Origin of the sequence: Frankia sp. Allo2 (genome assembly GCF_000733325.1) — a bacterium.
In the GTDB taxonomy this organism is placed as follows: domain Bacteria; phylum Actinomycetota; class Actinomycetes; order Frankiales; family Frankiaceae; genus Frankia; species Frankia casuarinae.
This window is the reverse complement of sequence record NZ_JPHT01000008.1, coordinates 1-14085: the sequence shown is the minus strand read 5'-3', so window position 1 is coordinate 14085 and position 14085 is coordinate 1. Positions and strand designations below refer to the sequence as shown.

The 14085-nt window shown below is 65.7% G+C and carries 17 protein-coding genes; 9 read left to right on the top strand and 8 right to left on the bottom strand.

Translation table 11 applies throughout. The features are described 5' to 3' along the window. Window positions 1-1066 precede the first annotated feature (1066 nt). Both ALLO2_RS08035 and ALLO2_RS23190 read left to right on the top strand, forming a co-directional pair. Complete coding sequence (locus ALLO2_RS08035) at window positions 1067-1504, top strand: NUDIX domain-containing protein (protein WP_011435352.1); 438 nt, start codon at window positions 1067-1069, stop codon at window positions 1502-1504. A 2-nt stretch (window positions 1505-1506) separates the two neighbouring features. Next, window positions 1507-2439, top strand: coding sequence for a PfkB family carbohydrate kinase (locus ALLO2_RS23190; protein WP_011435351.1), 933 nt, complete (start codon window positions 1507-1509; stop codon window positions 2437-2439). Here the strand turns inward: ALLO2_RS23190 and ALLO2_RS08025 are convergent. Genes ALLO2_RS08025 through ALLO2_RS08015 form a run of 3 tightly spaced genes read right to left on the bottom strand, consistent with a single transcriptional unit; the run spans window position 2436 to window position 4910 of the window. Then, window positions 2436-3077, bottom strand: a complete 642-nt coding sequence (locus ALLO2_RS08025) for a hypothetical protein (RefSeq protein WP_011435350.1) — start codon at window positions 3075-3077, stop codon at window positions 2436-2438. The genes ALLO2_RS23190 and ALLO2_RS08025 overlap by 4 nt on opposite strands. Before the next feature lie 13 nt (window positions 3078-3090). Then, window positions 3091-4233 (bottom strand): radical SAM protein, encoded by a 1143-nt coding sequence (locus ALLO2_RS08020; protein ID WP_011435349.1) that lies wholly within the window; start codon window positions 4231-4233, stop codon window positions 3091-3093. Then, window positions 4230-4910, bottom strand: a complete 681-nt coding sequence (locus ALLO2_RS08015; RefSeq protein ID WP_035730912.1) for a hypothetical protein — start codon at window positions 4908-4910, stop codon at window positions 4230-4232. Before ALLO2_RS08015 ends, ALLO2_RS08020 begins: the two co-directional genes overlap by 4 nt. 197 nt (window positions 4911-5107) lie before the next feature. Here ALLO2_RS08015 and ALLO2_RS08010 point away from each other — a divergent pair, with 197 nt between their 5' ends. The 6 genes from ALLO2_RS08010 to ALLO2_RS25465 all read left to right on the top strand — a co-directional run bounded on the left by ALLO2_RS08010 (window position 5108) and on the right by ALLO2_RS25465 (window position 10219). Then, the gene (locus ALLO2_RS08010) at window positions 5108-6619 is read left to right on the top strand and encodes a helix-turn-helix transcriptional regulator (protein ID WP_051874994.1); all 1512 of its coding nucleotides are present in this window, start codon (window positions 5108-5110) and stop codon (window positions 6617-6619) included. A 651-nt stretch (window positions 6620-7270) separates the two neighbouring features. Then, on the top strand, window positions 7271-7492 hold the full coding sequence (locus tag ALLO2_RS08005) for a hypothetical protein (RefSeq protein WP_035730910.1): 222 nt from the start codon (window positions 7271-7273) through the stop codon (window positions 7490-7492). Between the two features lie 171 nt (window positions 7493-7663). Further along, window positions 7664-8011, top strand: coding sequence for a recombinase family protein (locus ALLO2_RS08000; protein WP_011435345.1), 348 nt, complete (start codon window positions 7664-7666; stop codon window positions 8009-8011). Continuing rightward, the gene (locus ALLO2_RS07995) at window positions 8008-8607 is read left to right on the top strand and encodes an ATP-binding protein (protein ID WP_023841041.1); all 600 of its coding nucleotides are present in this window, start codon (window positions 8008-8010) and stop codon (window positions 8605-8607) included. The genes ALLO2_RS08000 and ALLO2_RS07995 overlap by 4 nt, the downstream gene beginning before the upstream one ends. A gap of 83 nt (window positions 8608-8690) precedes the next feature. Beyond that, window positions 8691-9515, top strand: a complete 825-nt coding sequence (locus tag ALLO2_RS07990; protein WP_035730995.1) for an alpha/beta hydrolase — start codon at window positions 8691-8693, stop codon at window positions 9513-9515. Window positions 9516-9625: 110 nt separating this feature from the next. Further along, window positions 9626-10219 carry a hypothetical protein gene (locus ALLO2_RS25465; RefSeq protein WP_011435342.1) on the top strand — a complete coding sequence of 198 codons (594 nt, stop codon included), beginning with the start codon at window positions 9626-9628 and terminating at the stop codon, window positions 10217-10219. Between the two features lie 19 nt (window positions 10220-10238). On the opposite strand, the gene ALLO2_RS07985 is transcribed toward ALLO2_RS25465, so the two are convergent. Continuing rightward, a complete protein-coding gene (locus ALLO2_RS07985; RefSeq protein ID WP_011435341.1) occupies window positions 10239-10484 on the bottom strand; it encodes a helix-turn-helix domain-containing protein in 246 nt (81 codons plus the stop codon). Window positions 10485-10830: 346 nt separating this feature from the next. Between ALLO2_RS07985 and ALLO2_RS07980 the strand changes: the two genes are divergently transcribed. Then, a complete protein-coding gene (locus ALLO2_RS07980; protein WP_011435340.1) occupies window positions 10831-11931 on the top strand; it encodes a hypothetical protein in 1101 nt (366 codons plus the stop codon). 143 nt (window positions 11932-12074) lie between these two features. Here the strand turns inward: ALLO2_RS07980 and ALLO2_RS25460 are convergent, their stop codons facing one another. From ALLO2_RS25460 to ALLO2_RS07970, 4 genes are all read right to left on the bottom strand, one after another. Continuing rightward, window positions 12075-12872, bottom strand: a complete 798-nt coding sequence (locus ALLO2_RS25460) for a hypothetical protein (protein WP_011435339.1) — start codon at window positions 12870-12872, stop codon at window positions 12075-12077. Between the two features lie 164 nt (window positions 12873-13036). Beyond that, the gene (locus ALLO2_RS28085) at window positions 13037-13369 is read right to left on the bottom strand and encodes a DUF6527 family protein (RefSeq protein WP_349256632.1); all 333 of its coding nucleotides are present in this window, start codon (window positions 13367-13369) and stop codon (window positions 13037-13039) included. Window positions 13370-13461: 92 nt separating this feature from the next. Then, window positions 13462-13692 carry a hypothetical protein gene (locus ALLO2_RS07975; RefSeq protein ID WP_023841042.1) on the bottom strand — a complete coding sequence of 77 codons (231 nt, stop codon included), beginning with the start codon at window positions 13690-13692 and terminating at the stop codon, window positions 13462-13464. Window positions 13693-13830: 138 nt separating this feature from the next. Continuing rightward, window positions 13831-14085, bottom strand: a 255-nt coding sequence (locus tag ALLO2_RS07970; RefSeq protein WP_157493309.1) for a transposase, incomplete at its 5' end; no start/stop codon positions are given.

Below are 14085 nucleotides of genomic sequence, written 5' to 3'. Positions count from 1 at the left end.
GAGGCTTACACGACCGACGTGATCGAGGATGCTCGCTGGCACATCGACCATCCCTTGGCAACTGAAATGCCTCTTACTCCCGCCCAGCACAGCTATGCCCTTGGCGTGTTCCATTTTCAACGATGCGAGTGGAAGGAGGCCGAAGCCTGCTACATGCAGAGTTCGGAATTCTACAAACTGCTGGCTAGCGAGAAGGCTGAATTCGGCCTGTATGCGCTTGAAGCGGGGCGTCGCCTTGCGGATCTCGACCTTCGCCGAGGCGATTTGAATTCTGCAAATGAACGGATCTATGCACTTCTATCAGAGGTCTTTGAACTTGGCAAGTCCGGCATTGTGGATGCGTTCTTGAGTCGACGTATTACCCAAACCGGCCTGCGGATACAGTCGGAACGGATGTTGCGTGGTGCTCCGAGCGGCGGCAACATCGACCAACTCCTGGCCCTTTATCAGGACCTGATGCTGAAGTTCGCAAAGACTGGCAGTTCTCTGCCTCTTCTTGAGGTGGAGTTTGCTCGGGCGGTGATGACTGCGCTGGTCGACAACAAGCAGGCGAACAGGATGCTCACCGATCTGGGTAGCCGTTGTAGAGACTCTGGCTATAAGGTCGGAACTACGGTCTGTATGGCCACTCAGTTGAAAGTCATAATCGCAGTACATGCCGGCACTGCAAAGCCCGCTCGGTTTGCGCAGCTTGCAGAATGGGCGCTTTCTCTCGCAGAAGATTTTGTCGAGGTCAGCCGTTTCTGGCATGCCGATGTACTATGTTCCGCCTTGGCTTGCGCTATTCTCGGAGATGTACCTGACAGGCGAGCGGAGGAAATACGATCCAGAGCGCAGGAAGCGGCATCGCTGATCAGCCGTCCTGACAAGATGACCGTTGCGGAGAAGGTAGGCNGAGTGCCGCCATATTTTCTCCTCCGAGAATAGCTGCTGGCTCGGGACGAGTGCAGAGTAACGTCTGAATGACGGCGTGGCTTCTCTCCGTCAACCACAGAGGGCGCTCGCTGGATAGGTCTATACCTCAAACGTATGGACATGCTCCACATAGCTCACTACGGTCCGGCACATGACCGCCTCTCACCGTCACCAGCTCACCGCTGACGTCCATCTTCTCCTGCTGGACGGCGATCAAGTGCTCTTCGGCCGCCGCCAGAACACCGGCTACGAAGACGGCGCCTACCACCTCCCGTCCGGCCACCTCGAAGCGGGTGAGTCGGTGATCGCGGCCCTCGTCCGCGAGGCCAAGGAAGAAATCGGCGTGACCATCGAGCCGGAAGCCGTCGAGTTCGCGCACGTCATGCACAATTCGTCGAGCGGCGGCCGGGCGGCCTTCTTCTTCGCCGTGCGCAAATGGGACGGCGAGCCGGACAACCGCGAGCCCGACAAGTGCAGCGAGCTGGCCTGGTTCCCGCTGGACGAGCTGCCCACCCACCTGATCGCCTACTGCCGCACCGCCCTGGAGCACATCGCCGCCGGTCAGCCCTTCTCGACCTACGGCTGGTAGCCGTGGCCACCGATTCCGGCCCGGTGGTTTGCTTCAGCTACCTGGCCGCCGCGTCACTGTGGAACGTCGAGCGCTTCCCGCAGGCCAACCACGGGGCCGAGGTGCAGCGGTCTGAAGCCTCCATCGCTGCCGATGGCCCGATGGTCGCCGCCGTCCTGGCCGCGCTCGACATCCCAGCGCTCGTGATCAGCAACAACATCGGTGACGATGCGCCGGGCGACCAGGTCAGAGCCTGGCTCCACCGGGGCCGTGTGCTGACCACCGTCGAGACGGTGCCCGGCCTGGCGACGCCGCAGATCGTGATCGTGGCGGACGAGGACGGCACGCGCACCTGGTTCCCGTACCTACAAGGAGTCGCCGAGGCCCTGACCGCGGTCGACCTTGCACCGCTGGCCAGGGCCTCCTACGCCTACGTCGACTGCTACAAGGTAATCGAACCGGCCGCGATCCGGGCCATCCAGGCCGCGCGGACGCCCAGCGTGCCACTGCTGGTCAACCTCGGAGGGTCGGTCCTCACACCGATGGTGGCGTCCGTCCTCCGGGACTGCCCGGATCTGATCATCCAGACCAACGTCGACGACGACGCGCACGAAACTGCCCCGGCCGTAGCCGCCACCCTGCTGGGCCAGACCGGAGCTTCGTGGGTGGTAGTCACCGCCGGGGCGGCCGGGGCGTGCGCGGTGGGGGCGGATGTCACTGTTTCCGTGCCGGCCGTCCCGGTCACGGTGCGCCACACCCACTGCGCGGGCGCGGCGTTCTCCGGTGGGCTGCTCTACGGCCTGCTCCACGGCTGGCCGATGCGGGACAGCTTGGCCCTGGCCTCGGCCAGTGGTGGGCTCCGGTGTGCGCGAGCCCACCACGAACCGCTGCCGCATCTCACGGAACTGCTGGCGTGCGGTGAATCGCTGGATCAGCTACCGGCGGCCGTCCGCTAGAAGAGATCCCACTCCCGCAGCAACCCCGTCAGCTCGTCCAGCCGTTCCCTGGTCATCCGCTTACGGGCCGCGTCGCCGGCCGTCTCCTGCTCGGCCCCGTACTGCCACCAGCGCTCGCCGGTCCCCCGGTCCATGACCAGGAAGCGCTCCTTCACGGCCGGCCCGCGGATGACCAGGGACACCGTGTATGGCTCGGCCACTACGGCGTGCACCATGCTGTGGTGCAGGGCGTAGGTGTCGCCGATCTGCTCCTGCCGGACTTGGAGCGCAGTCAGGGAGCCCGGCTCCGGTTCGGCGTCCACGTCGAGGTCGCCGAAGAGGTAGTGCCGGTACTCCCCGCGCACGATGCGGCTGGCGTACGACCAGCGGTGGTTGTGCGGCCGGTCGAAGTAGCCGGGCAGGAAGACATGCAGCCGCACCCGGATGCCGGCGTCATCCTGGTACAGCACGATCTTGTCCAGGATGTCGTAGTGCTCGCACAAGGCCAGCAGCTCCGGCCGGTTCGGTAGTTCGAGGAGCGCGACCCGGATCAGATCCGGGTCGTCGGCGAACTGGGTGAGCGCCTTGCGGGTGGCGTGCTCTACGGCGTCGATGTCGTTCCAGTCCAGCCCGCGCAGTGGCTCGATGACATGTTCCATCTGAATCTTCTCCTCAGTCCTCGGGCTTGGCGCTGGACTTCCACAGCCGGCACACCGGCACGATGTCCGGCTCGGCAGCGCAGGACGAGCCGCCCATGACGATCTCCTCGGCCGGGCAGCCGCCCTGGCAGGCTGATGCCTTGCAGCCGCCACAGGCGCTCGTGACCAGCGGCCGGGTGAAGAGATCGAACTCGTTGTCACCGCGGTTGAGCACCACCTGCCCGTCCTGCATCCGGGCGAAGTACAGGTCGGTGTCGAACAGGTAGGAGCAGACGTAGCACCTGCCGTCGGGAAAGATCGAGATCCGGTCCAGCGTCCGCCCGATGCAGCCCTGGTAGCCCTCGGCGGCGTAGCGGGCCATCTGGTCGCGGCGGGCATACGTCGGCTGGTACCAGACCCGCGTCCGGTAGGCCGGCGCAATTCCGTTCAGGTCGTCGCAAAACGTCACCCACTCCGCGGGTCCGATGGCCATGTCGGCGTTGCCGTGCCCCACGCCGATGGTCGAGAAGACGTGGAACTTCACCAGGGACACGCCGATCTCGTCGGCGATGTCCAGCAACTTCAGGGCGTCGGGCTTGTTGGCCTGGTTGACGGTGCAGATGATCCGGGTGTCGAAGCCACGGCCGGTCAGCTCGGCCGTCGTCTCCAGCGCAGTGGCGAAGGTGTCCGCACCGCGTACCCGGTCGTGGGTCTCGGCGCTGCCGCCGTCGAGGCTGACCTGGACGTAGGCGAAGTCCTCCGGTTCGAGCTGGCGGAACTTGCGGGCCGCCGGCTTCTGGGCGTTGGTCGTCGTGATGACGTCCTCGTAGCCGAGCTGCCGGCCGAGCCGGATGGCGTCCACGTAATTGGGGTGCAGTGTCGGCTCGCCGCCGAGGATGGTCAGCTTGCTGCCGCCCATCCGGCGCCACGTGGCGAGGGTGTCCCGGATCTGCGGCAAGGTCAGCTTGAGCGCCCGGTCCAGCCGTTCGCCCATGTAGCAGTGCTCGCACCGGAGCTGGCACGCCTCGGTGATGTACAGGTACACGTTGCGGAAGCGGCCGTAGGCGATGCGCTCGATCCGATCGGGGGCGGGCAGGCTGGCCCGGCGCGGCATCCGGGCGTGGCCGTAGTCGTCATCCCTCCGCAGGCGTGGCGGATCAAGGTGGACGGTCGTCACGGAGTGCTCCTGCTCGTCAGTAGGGCGGTGATGTCCTCGAAGATCTGGCTGGCGCCGCTAGCAGCGTTGAGCTGGAAGACCGGCACGCCGGCTTCCTGGAAGGCACCGCGGATGCCATCGGCGGTCTGGCGGTAGCGGTTGAGCCGGGCGCGTAGCAGCCGCGGGGCATCGCCCCGGCGGGGGTGCAGGACGCCGCCGCAGCGGGCGCAGGCGTGGGCGTCGTCGGCACGGGCTTCGGCTGGCAGCCGGGGATCACGGATCGGATCGCGTTCGCAGCTGTGACACACCCGCCGCCGGGTGGCCCGGCGGTACAAGGTGGTGGTATCGGCCGCCAGCTCCACGGCGCGAACCACACACTCCGGCGCGTGCTGGCGCAGGGCGAGTAGGAACAGCCGCACCTGGGTGCCGTTGCCGGGGAAGTTGTCGAAGAACAGCGTGTGCGCCTCGCCGGCCCGGACCGTGGCGTCGAGGTAACCACGCAGCGCCGTCACCACGGTGAAGTCGTCGATCCAGCCCAGGCGTTCGGCGCTGGTCGCCGTGGCCGCCAGGATGGTCTGCGGCACGTGCTCGCGGAGACGGAAGACGGCCCCGCCGGGGTGCGCGCCGAGCGCCACGGTGAGCGTGGTCTTGCCGGCGGCCGGCGGGCCGAAGACGGAGACAGCCAAGGTGAGGGGCACGGACGAACCCCTTTCGCACGGGGAGTGCCGCCGCTTCGGCGGAACGGTCCCCAGCGTCAGCGCGAGCTGCGTTTGGCACCACGCCGACAAAAGGTGACCGACATACGCGCGGCGCATAGACCCTGCTACAGCGGGTGTTAGCGTCGTAGGTTGACCTTGGTCGTGAACGCGCGCGTGGAACGGGAGGCCGTCCAGCGATGACCGAGCCCCGGCACTGCTCGCGCTGCGGGCACCGGCTGGCGGGCGACAACCCGCGGAAGCTGTGCAGCCCCTGCCAGAGCGCCAACTTGGAGGCTCAGACCCGGCCGCCCACCGTGCCGCCGGACTTCTGGCAGCTCGACAAGATGAGGGATGCCCTGGCGACCTGGCACATGGGCCGGGTGCTCTTCGCCTACCGGACGCATCCGTTCCACGGCCAAACGTTGTCCCAGGAGCTGGTCGGCACCTGGCTCGGCATGACCCAGGCCCAGCTCAGCCGCATCGAGAACGGCCGGGCGCCCGAAGAGCTCACCAAGCTGATCCGCTACAGCCAGATCCTCGGTATCCCGGCCGAGTTGCTGTGGTTCGACCTGCCCGGCGAGCCGCGGACCCGCTCAGCCGCCGACGATCGCCCTTCGGTCTTGCTGCCCGTTCTGCTGGCCGGCCGGGAGGTCATGCTGCCGGTCGATGCCGAAGCCGCTTCCGCGCATGGCCTCGACGCCGTGCTTGGCGACGTGGCGGCCTCCAGAACGAGGAAGATTGAAGCCACGTCCGTTGGACGGCAGGCCGTGCGCGTGCTGCCGTTCGCCGGTTTGGACGAGCTGCAACACATGGCCGCCGCCCTGGAGGACGCCCGCCGCTACCTGGACGGTTCGGTGGTCGGCTTCTTCGCCCGACAGTTCGAGCAGTGCAAGACCGACGACGGTCAGCTGGGACCGCTGCGCGTCTTACCGCTGGTGCTCGGCGTCCTTGGGGCCATTCAGCAGCACGCCCGCGATGTGCAACCAGGCGTCCGTCGTCAGCTGCTGGCGGTCGGGGCGGACGGCGCCGAGTTCGCCGGCTGGCTCTATCGAGACCTCCATGACCCTGGCTCAGCCAGCTACTGGTACGACCGGGCGATGGAGTGGGCGCAGGAAGCCCAAGACGTCCCGATGCAGGCGTATGTACTGGTCAAGAAGTCGCAGATGGCCTACGACAGCCGCGAGCTGGCCCGCATGTTGAACCTGGCTGAGGCCGCGGGCCGGGTCTGTCCCACCGCACCGCCGGCGCTTCGGGCTGAGCAAGTACAGCAGGAAGCGCTGGCGCTGGCCACGCACGGAGGGGCGCTGTCGGTCATCGAGCGAAAGCTGGATATTGCTCGACAGACCCTTGATGCTGAGGTCGAGGCTCCCGCGTCCCGTCTCAGTTCCGTCACACTCCAGTTGCGGGATGCGGCGGTCTACACCGAAGCTGGCGTGCCCGACCAGGCCGCTGGGATCTTCGCCGACATACTGGCCAGAGATGCGCTGTCGCGGCGGGACACCGCGCTGTTCAGCGCCCGGCGGGCAGCGGCGCTGGCGCTGAGCGGGCACCCGGACGAGGCTGCCTCCGTCGCCCTCGATGCCTTGCAGATCGCGCGTGCCACCAACTCCGGACGCACCTCGGCCATCCTGGCGGACGTGGCGCAGAGCTTGACGCCGTGGCGGTCGCGGCCGGGGNCGCGNGAGNTNCGCGAAGCGATGCTGGCGTAACAGGCAGCGCACGTCCTGCTACCTGGGTGAGCCTCGTGGGCGACTCCAGGTCAACAGCGCATACGGGCCGAATCCGAAGGTCGCGGTGCACTACTTCGCTTAGACAATGGATGGCCAACTCGGCTATTGCTTACGTAGCGCGGCAGATCGGACGCTCATTGCATGGTCCGGTTCAGGTGCGGGGGGACTACCCGGCGCGGCACGAGTTGCAGAAATCCCGTCAAGGAGGCCGGCCAGCACTGTCGGCATCACCCGTCGGGGTCGTTCGTTCAGATCAGTGCGCGTCGCAGCACGGCACGCACACCAGCGGGTCCAAGAACCACGTCATCAGCGCCAGGCCGTTCAGCGCCGCCGCCTCCGAACGCTGAGGAGCTGCGGGTACGCTCCGCCGCGGAGTCATTCGGCAGCCTGATCGCCGATCCCAATCTTCGGGAACTCATCATCGGCCGCGCGACCGAGTACGTCAGTGACCAGACGTGGCAACGGCTTACTCGTCACTGGTCAGGACGCCGGTGTAGCGCCCTTGCCAAGCTGGCGCGGACCATCCTGGAGGCGCAAGACCGACTCCGTGAAGGGCTGGTTGAGGTCACCGACCGGACGCTTGAGCTACTAAATCGGTCCTCCGTCGAGCGGCAGTTCGCGGCCGAGCTGGTGAAGCGGCTGCCACTGCCGGCGGTCGGTGAGAACTTGATCGCCACTGCCCGGGGGCTCCAGGTGACGGGCATCGTGGTGTGCGTGGCGCGGAACAGCCCCCTGACAGAGTGCGCATGCTTCACCGATGTCGTGCGCGTGGAGGGCCAGGCCAAGGTCAAGTCCTTGATCACAGCCGGGATGGCGGACTGGGCGGGCTTGGGAACTCTCGACGCTCGCTGAGCGTCGTCGTTCTGCTGCCGAACCGCGCACACCTGGTCCGCGTGCTGCCCATACCTCGGGTGCATAGCCCCACTCCCTCTCCGCGGTCACCGTTGCCGGAGGCGTCCCGGACTGGGTCGAGCCGACTCCTCGGTCCGGGACGTCGCCACCTCGACGGGATGGAGGGGACGTATGTCCGCCACCGTGTTCGGTTACATCCGACTGGAAGATGACGATGAAGCCGAAGAAGATCGCTTCCACGATCTCCTCGTAGCCCATGCCGTAGCCGAGGGCTTGAAGCTGGCCGACGTGTACGTGGACCGGCACATGCCGCCGGCCCGCATCATGCGCCCCGGCCTGACCGAGCTGCTGGCGCGGCTCCAGCGCCCCCCGGGAAGCGGCGTCCTGGTCGTCACGGCGGAGCACCTCTCCACCTCCCCGCAGGTCCGCAAGGCCATCGAGGTGGAGATCGGCAACGCTGGCGGCGCGGTGCTCGTGGTGGAAGCCTCGGACGCCCATTCCATCGGTCCGCGTACGTGAACGGCGCGATGGCCGCGGCCGACCGGGAGACGGCCGCCGCGGTGCCGGTGCATATGGTGCGGCAGTTCGAGGCGGATCACGCCGCGCCGGGCCTCGCTCGCCGGCATGTCGCNGCGGTCTTGCAAGCGTGGAACCTGGCGGACCTGGTCGAGACGGCAACCCTTCTCGCGTCCGAGCTGGTGACGAACGCCTGCCGTGCTTCGGCTGGCCGGGTGCCGGTCATCGCCACCCGCGTGACACGCACCGACGCAGACCTGATCATCGAAGTCTGGGACGCCGACGCTTCCGCGCCCATCCATCGAGAACCGGCCCTCGACGCCGAAGGCGGACGCGGTCTTCTCCTGGTGTCGACCTTGAGCACCCGCTGGGCCTTCTATCGTCCGGCCACCGGCGGCAAGGTCGTGTGGTGCAGCTTCGCCTTGACGATGGTTACGGCGACCGCTTCGCCTGCTCCCGAACTACCTCGCCGGCGAGCGCCCGCCGACCCACCGGCGCCCATCGAGGTCTTCGACGATTTGGCCGTGCTGCAACGGGTCGCCGACGGCTTGCGGGCGCTGGACTGGAACCTCCCGCCCGGTGATCGGTTCCGGTCATAGCTGCCAGGCTGTAGCTCTGGCCAAGGCTGACCGTTCGCCAGAGGATGGCCGTGGCCGACGCCCGTAACGCCAGAAGGNGTGCCATGCCCGTGCACGAGACCGTGATCTCGCTCCGCACGCTGGACGGGTTGCACCTGACGGCCACGTTGGCGACGCCGGACGTGGCTCCCGAACGCGCCGCGGTCCTCGTCCACGGTGGCGGCGTCACCCGCGAGGAGGGCGGCTTCTTCACTCGGCTGGCCGCGGGGCTGGCCGAGGCCGGTGTGGCATCGCTGCGCTTCGATCTCCGCGGCCACGGGGAGAGCGAGGGGCGGCAGGAGGAGCTGACGCTGTCGTCGATCCTCAACGACATCCGGGTGGCCCTGGCCGAGGCGCGGGACGCCACGGACGTTGACCACGTCAGCCTGCTCGGCGCGAGCTTCGGCGGTGGCATCTGCGGCTACTANGCCGCCAAACGACCGGAGGACGTGTCCCGGCTGGTGCTGCTCAACCCGCAGTTCAACTACAAGTGGCGCACGATCGACAGCCGGCCGTACTGGCACGACGACCACATCGACGACGAGGCCGCCCGGACGCTGGACGAGCAGGGCGCGATCACCTTCACGCCGACGCTCAAGCACGGCCGGCCGATGCTCAACGAGGTCTTCTGGTTGCGGCCCGACGAGGCCATCGGGGAGATCGTCGCGCCTACGCTGCTCGTACACGGCACGAAGGACACGCTGGTGCCCATCGAGTCGACGCGCGCAGCCCTGGAAAAGTTCGCCGCCAAGACCCGCCTGGTGGAGGTCGAAGGCTCCCAGCACGGCTTCGCCGTGCACGACGATCCTCGGTATCTCCAGCCGCAGAGCCAGGAGTGGCAGGCGTTCGNGATCCGGACCGTGGCCGAGTGGATGACGGACGGTATGTAGACGGCCGCACTGGACGGCCCTGCTGGCAGGGTGGGCTCCACGGCCGCCTATGATCTCCCAAGCAGCGCGACGCCGATGGAAGAGGGCTCGCGTGAATCGGGGGTACCGGCGTGAGCGCCTTACAGTTCGTTGCGGCAGTCATCTCGTCATTGGCTTGGCCGATGGCTGTCTGCGTCATCGCGCTGGTGGTCCGTCGACCCCTTCTCAGGCTGCTGCCGAGGCTGTCCAATCTAAAGTACAAGGATCTTGAACTCGCCTTTCGGCAAGAGCTGTCAGAGATTGACGAGCAGGCGCAGGCGGCCAGACCTGACACAAGTCCGGAAGTCGGGGACGAGATTTCCGATCTCGTGACTGAAGTCAACGCGGTAGCTGCAGTTTCGCCGGCTGCCGCCATACCTTTGGCATGGACTGCTGTTGAACGGGAAATCGTCGCAGCCCTAGAGCGGACGAATGTTCAGTCAGGTAGACGACGATCACCCCTCGGCAGTGTCCAGCTCCTACAGGAAGCTGGCGCTATCAATCGAGAAGCAGCCGACGCTATTAAGGGTCTTGGGCGCCTTCGGAACGAGATAGTCCACGCACCTCAGCTCGTGCAATTGACCACCGCCTCCGCCCAGGAATACGCCCGCCTGGCCGCAGAGATGATAGGCGTTCTGCAGCAGATACCGCCGCTACCCCGAAGCGAGACCAGCGCCGGGCCGTGATCGCCACCACGAAGAGGGTCTACTCGTTGGATGGCGCCTGCAACCCACGCACCAACTCCGCAGGATCGATCTTCAGCGCGTCAGCCAACTTGAGGATGTTGTGCAAGCTGATGTTCCGCCGGCCCCGCTCCACCTGGCCAACGAACGTCCAGTGCAAGCCGCACTCGTCGGCCAGTTGCTCCTGGCTCAGGCCCAGCTCGTGCCGCTGGGCACGCACCCGTTCGCCGAACGTCTGCGCAGCCGTTGAGAGTGGTGGGGTCGCCATGACGACCCCAAGCCCATACGTCTAGCGTGTCTGCATCCAGAGCGCATACGTCCCATGCATATACGTCCCATGACTTTGCATCTAGCCTGAGTCTCGTCCCGGCGTCAGCCGGGATTGGCGGGGCCGCCAGAGTTGCCGGCCCNGCCGTCGATGACGCGAGTCCCAGGGAGGNGGNGACCGATGACGCTTCGCAGCGGTGGTGACGGAGGCGGCGGCGGGGGTACGGGCGGCTGAGCCGAGTTCCTACGTCACGCGGCGGCACGGCGCTCCGAGTCCAGCGGACAGGAGCGCCGTGCCGTTTGCATACGCGGACAAGATCAACTCATGATAAACTGATCTTGAACCTATGACGCCGCTCCAACGTCTCTACCGCACGAAGCTCACCTTGCTCGCCGTGATCCTCACGGGGTTGGGCGCAGCCTTCCTGATCGCGAGCCGGCAGGCGGACCTCTCCGCAGCCGTCCCGTGGCTGATGTGGCTGCCGCTCTCCGAGATCGGCTCGACCCTCTTCGGTAGCGGCCTGATTGTGGTGGCCTTCAACTACATCAGCGAGGCCGACGCCGACGAACGGGCCAACGAACGCCTTCGCAAGGTGCTCAAGGAAGAGGCTCCAGCTATCCGCGATGCCGTGATCGACGGTTTCGCCTTCGCGCCGGACGCTCTGACCGCCGTAGCGTCGCCGGAGACGCTGGACCGGGTGGTCCGCAACACCTTGGCCATCCAGCTCGGCGACCAAGCCATGGCCGACGACCTCTACGCCGATCTTCGGCACCAGGTCACTACCGCCACCGAGCGGCGGCACGACATGCGCGTCTCGGTCAGCCTGTCGCCGTGGGACAAGGGACCGGTCTCCGGTCACGGCAGCATGTTCGTGGCCACGATCCGCCGGGAGTACCGCGCCGAGCTGGCCGAGACCACCCGCCGTTTCGCTTGCACCTCCAGCCCGGACGAGTACCGGGAGCTGCTGCTCGATCCCACGAACGCGGTGGCGTGGTACTTCGAACCCGTCGCCGGCTTGGACGCTGCCTCTCCCGGAGTCTTCGAGCTACTGGACTTCACCGTCGACGGTCGGCCGCGGCCGACCCGCCGGAGCAAGCGCTCCGGCGGCCAGTCCTTTACGGTCACGCTGGACGCCCAGACTGGCACCGACCACGAGGTCGAAATCGCCTACACCTACCGCGTCCTCGTCCAGCAGCACGGGCACGTGCTCTACCTTGACTTTGGCGCGCCCTGCAAGGGTGTCGACATCGACTTCACCTACGCAGACTGCGGCATCCGGCACGTCAACGTCCTGGATTTCATCGCTGGAGCACAGCCAACACGGATCACCCGCGGCCCGAAGGGCACCAGCTCGCCATCCGTCGGCGTCCGCTACGACGGATGGGTCTTCCCGAAGAGCGGGGTGGCGTTCGGCTGGGTCCTGGACCGGGAGTTGGCCCACTTCTGACTCGATCGGAGCCAGTTCGCGCCCTTCTGAGAATGCGCGGACTGCACATCGAAGGCCGACAAAGCTTCGCAGGATGATCTCCCAGCGCCATCCCGCCCGCTCAATCAGCGCCGCACTATCTCGCCGGACGGCTAACGTAACCACTACGGCAACAGTCGCGAGGCATCAGGAGACAGGCTTTCAGGCGACAACACAGCTCGCCGGTAGTTCGGCATTATCCCGAGCGCGTCACTAAACTCGTCCGCCAACTGCTTACAGGAACGCCAAGCCCAGTCAGCACAGCCATGCCCAAGCGCCTTGTCCGGAAAGTACGGGTTTCCCGACGACACAAGCGGGTTAAGTTGGAATCGATCACCACCTTGCAGCTTCTTAGTTAGATAATGTACGTCATCGTCTCCGAGCGACTGAGGTTTGTAGTGCGTCAGTGCGTTCCGGATCTTGATGACAAGGTCGACCTCTTGCCAGGGACGCCGACTGGTGTCGATCCGCGGCAAGCCAGCCGTGGCCAGAATCATATCGAGCTTCGTCAGGACGTCCGACTTCTCAAGTACCGTCTCGACTCGGCCAGCCTTCTCTTTTCGCCAGAACACCGCAATAACACGCTTGGTGTTGTCGGGGAGGGGTGAAACATAGTCGCTGAAGACTCCGTCTGCGAAACCGTCCGCGATGTCCTCCAGCAACTCGTTAACCATCGCCTCCAGAAACGCACAGGACGCGGTAATAGAACTGATAACGAAGGCCCGATGGCGTGGGTCGAACAGCGGCGATTCGCCTCTTTCTCTCGCTGCCACCTCGATCCGGCCGGCCTCACTGCTGAAGAACTGCGCCGAGTATAGGTAGTGCGAGGAAAAGTAGCTTCGGAGTCTTACTTTCACACTGCCCACTGTTGCAGCCGCTAGGACAGTCTCGACTGCAACGACGGCGTCCTTCTCTTCGCCCACTGCACACCTACATCTCTCCGTCTCGCATCTATGCGAGAGTTTACTGCGATCCAAAAATCACCGATACAGACGCCAAACTATTCACATCTGAGACCTTACGCCTCCGTTGGCCCGTCGCGGCGTCGATCGACGCCGCAAGCATGCTTTCTGGAGGAGGGCGCGACCTACTTGAACCGGCGGCGAAGCCGCGCAAACCAGCCGCGCCACCTCGTTTGGACTGCGGTTGTAGCGCTTTTCGCACCATCGGTTCGTTCAATGTCTTTGTTGATCATTTGCAATGTCCGCGCTCGGCCTTTCTGGATTTTCTCCGCCGTCCACGCCGCGTGCCAGTGGACGCGGTTGCGCTCTATCCAGTAGTGCGACTGGCATGGGAAACTCCAGTTGCCGATCGACGGGTCCAAAGAGATCGATCTTCCATCGAAAGTCAACGCCCACCGGCCAGGCGCCAGCGGTGTGTAAGCCACGTTTCCGCATCCACAGCAGCAACTATGGGCCACAGTGGCATAGGCTATTGACACGTAGACAACACCCTGAATCAGGGTCTCAGGTATACACTCCACGAACTCATGCCGGACTGCGTCCAGCCTGGTCACCCCAGGTCCTCATTGATCAAGGTATTGCCGTTCACAGCATAAGCGCTGTAGTGCTCGCGTTCCAGGTCCAGGTAGAAGCCGGCCAGCTTCTTCCACTTGATCACAGCCAGCGCGGCGTTGAGTGCGTTCAGATCGGCAATCTGAATGTTGCGGTTGTAGTCGTTGGCATCATTCGCTTTCCCGAACGGCAGCCGGTGGTCGGCGTCAAGATGCTTGCGCGAATCCACGGTGCTCAGAGTCGTGGTAGCTGTTCAGCTCGGGTGGTAGGCGGTGCGCTTGGCGCTTATCGGCGTCAGGGCAGGCGGAGCGCCCCGTGCGCGATGCGCACGGGGTTCGTCGTTTGACGGTATGGCAGGCTGGCCGCGTCAGCCGGGTTCAGCGGCGGGCGGNAGCCAGGGGCCGGTCGTGAAGAGTCGTTCGAGAACGTCGAGGGTGTCGAGGCCCCACTTGGTCGCGGTCGACAGGTAGGACTGCACGACCGCGAAGTCGACGAGGCCGGCCAGGGTCCGCCAGCAACCACCGGAGGTGCGTTGCTGGACCTTGACCGGCCTGACGTCCCTTTCTGCTTGATTGTTCGAGAAGGGCACGGTCAGGTCGACGACGAAGCGGAGGATCATGTC